We start from the raw sequence: 3,150 nt of genomic DNA on the forward strand, positions 1-3,150 counted from the left end.
GTGCGTGCTGTTGCAGGTCGAGCGCGGCCTGGTGAACCTTGACCGCCCGCTGGCGTTCTACTGGCCCGAGTTCGCCGCCGCCGGCAAAGGCGCGATCACAGTCGCCGAGGTGCTTTCCCACCAAGCCCGCCTGCCTGGCGCCGACTTCAGCCAGGTGGACATCCTCGACCACGACGCCGTGGCCTCGCTGCTCGCGGCGCAGGCGCCGGCCGAGGACCCGCGGGCCGCCTTCATGTACCACGCGATCACGTGGGGCTGGCTGGTCGACGAGCTCGTACGCCGTACTGACGGTCGCCCACTCGGCCTGTTCTTCGCCGAGGAGTTCGCACAACCCCTCGACCTCGAGGTCTGGATCGGCCTGCCATCCGAACTCCACGCCAAGGCCTCCACGATGGTCGCCGCGGACGGCGTACTGGCGGACGCCGAGGAAACAGACCCGCTGCGCCAACTCACGCGCAATCCTCTGCTGGTCCCGGGAGCCGAGAAGATCTGGAACAGCCCGGGATACCGCGGCGCCGGGCTGGCGGCCGTCGGGGGATTCGCCACAGCTCGTGGGATGGCCCGCTTCTACGCCTCCCTGCTGGGCGAGGTCGACGGCGTCCGCGTCCTGAAGCCCGAGATTGTCGACCGAGGCCGCCGCGAGCTCCGCCGCGGAATCGAGCCGCTCTGGGGGAGTGAGATGGCTTACGCGGCCGGCTTCGAACTGCACACCTCAGCCGCCAATCTCGGCGCCCCTGCCAACGCCTTCGGACACGCCGGCGCCGGCGGCTCCCGCCATGGAGCCTGGCCGGAGCAGGGCCTCGCCTTCTCCTACCTCATGAACGAGGTCCGCCTCGGCCCGGACCCTCGCCCTCTGACCCTCCTCGACGCCCTGAACCAGGCCGGACAAGACCCGGAAGGCGGCTCAAAGTGAGCGTTCGCCTACGTAGAGTATTCCCGGGAACTTTTTCTGACTTTTTTCCATCGAGCTGTAACACCAGTGGGGGTTGTACCGATAGGACGAGTGAGCCTGGTGGCTGCCCGGACCCCCGAGCGGACAGCCACCAGGCCTACTCATTTCTCGAGGCGCCGGGAGCGGTAATCTGAGCCCCATGTCCTCCGCGCTTTCCGCTGCAGCAGCCTTGCCCTTCGGCCGGCTCACCACGGCGATGATCACCCCGTTCCATCCTGACGGCTCGCTCGACCTCGCCGCCGCGCAGAAGGTGGCGACCCGCCTGGTCGATCAGGGGAACGACGCCCTCGTGATCAACGGGACCACCGGCGAGGCGCCGACCACCACCGACGAGGAGAAGGTCGCGCTGATCCGGGCCGTCCTCGAGGCGGTCGGGGACCGCGCCAAGGTGGTTGCCGGGGTCGGCTCGAACAACACCGCGCACAGCATCGAGAGCGCGGAGGCCGCGGAGGCCGCCGGTGCGCACGGCCTGCTGGTCGTCACGCCGTACTACAACAAGCCTCCGCAGGACGGCATCAAGGCGCACTTCACCGCTGTCGCGGATGCCACCGGCCTGCCCGTGATGGCGTACGACATCCCCAGCCGAGCCGGCGTACCGATCACCACGGAGACGCTGCTCGCCCTCGCCGAGCACCCGCGGATCGTCGCCGTCAAGGACGCCAAGGGCGACGTCGCCGCCACCACCAAGGTGCTGGCCAACTCCGACCTGTTCTACTACTGCGGCGCTGACGAGCTGAACCTCGCCTGGCTGGCGATCGGGGCGGTCGGGATCGCGAGCGTGGTCGGCCACGTCGCCTCGGAGCAGTACCGGCAGTTGATCGACGCGGTCGTCGCCGGTGATCTGGCCACCGCACAGCAGATCGATCGCCGGCTGGTGCCCGCCGTCGAGGCGATCATGACGAGGACCCAGGGCGCCATCATGGTGAAGGCCGCGCTCAAGCTGGCCGGCGTCATCGAGCATGCGACCCTGCGGTCGCCGCTGATCGAGGCGACCGGGGAGCAAGTGGACTGGCTCACCACCGACCTCAAGACGGCAGGACTGATTGCATGAGTCACCCCCACCCAGATCTGGAAGCCCCGGGACCACTCGCGCCCGGGGCGCTCCGCGTCATCCCCCTCGGCGGCCTCGGCGAGGTCGGCCGGAACATGACGGTCTTCGAGTACGACGGCAAGCTGCTGATCGTCGACTGCGGAGTCCTGTTCCCGGACGAGAACCAACCAGGTGTCGACCTGATCCTCCCGGACTTCCAGCCCATCCGGGAGCGTTTGGACGACATCGTGGCGGTCGTCCTGACGCACGGCCACGAGGACCACATCGGCGGGTTGCCCTACCTGCTGCGTGAGCGGGGCGACATCCCGGTGGTGGGATCGCAGCTCACGCTCGCGCTGCTCGAGGGCAAGCTGAAGGAGCACCGGCACCGCAACGTGCCGCAGCAGACCGTGGTCGAAGGCGAGACGGTCCGGTTCGGGCCGTTCGAGTGCGAGTTCGTCGCGGTCAACCACTCGATCCCGGACGCGCTGGCGGTGGCCATCCGTACGCCGGCGGGCCTGGTGCTGCACACCGGCGACTTCAAGATGGACCAGTTGCCGCTGGACAACCGGATCACCGACCTGCGCTCCTTTGCCCGACTCGGTGAGGAGGGCGTCGACCTGTTCATGGTCGACTCCACCAACTCCGAGGTGCCCGGCTTCACCACCCACGAGCGCGACATCGCGCCAGTACTGGACCGGGTCTTCACCAACGCCAAGAGCCAGCGCATCATCGTCGCCTGCTTCGCCTCCCACGTGCATCGCGTCCAGCAGGTGATGGACGCCGCCGTGAAACATCGCCGCAAGGTCGCGTACGTCGGGCGCTCGATGGTGCGGAACATGGGAGTGGCACGGGATCTGGGCTTCCTCAATGTCCCCGGCGACACCTTGATCGACATGCGCGAGCTGGACAACTACCCGCCGGAGCAGGTGGTGCTGGTGTCCACCGGTTCGCAGGGTGAGCCGATGTCGGCGCTGTCCAGGATCGCAGCCAACGACCATCACGTAGTACAGATCCAGCCGGGCGACACCGTAGTACTGGCGTCGTCGCTGATCCCGGGCAACGAGAACTCGGTGTTCCGGGTGATCAACGGGCTGACCCGGCACGGCGCGAATGTGATCCACAAGGGCAACGCGCTCGTCCACGTCTCCGGCCACGCGTCGGCGGG

3 protein-coding genes are annotated in these 3,150 nt (G+C 68.2%); all 3 read left to right on the forward strand.

Translation table 11 applies throughout. The features are described 5' to 3' along the window. The coding region (locus VFG33_RS14315) for a serine hydrolase domain-containing protein (protein WP_325026486.1) at positions 1–913 on the forward strand (913 nt) is incomplete at its 5' end. Between the two features lie 178 nt (positions 914–1,091). After that, positions 1,092–2,003, forward strand: coding sequence for a 4-hydroxy-tetrahydrodipicolinate synthase (dapA, locus tag VFG33_RS14320; RefSeq protein WP_325026488.1), 912 nt, complete (start codon positions 1,092–1,094; stop codon positions 2,001–2,003). After that, positions 2,000–3,150: ribonuclease J (locus tag VFG33_RS14325; protein ID WP_325026490.1), on the forward strand; the 1,151-nt coding region annotated here is incomplete at its 3' end. The genes dapA and VFG33_RS14325, both read left to right, overlap by 4 nt.

The organism is Kribbella sp. (assembly GCF_035687465.1).
In the GTDB taxonomy this organism is placed as follows: domain Bacteria; phylum Actinomycetota; class Actinomycetes; order Propionibacteriales; family Kribbellaceae; genus Kribbella.

Coding starts and splice junctions, on each gene's coding strand:
- dapA (WP_325026488.1), top strand. CDS start 1,092: ATGTCCTCCGCGCTTTCCGCTGCAGCAGCCTTGCCCTTCGGCCGGCTC.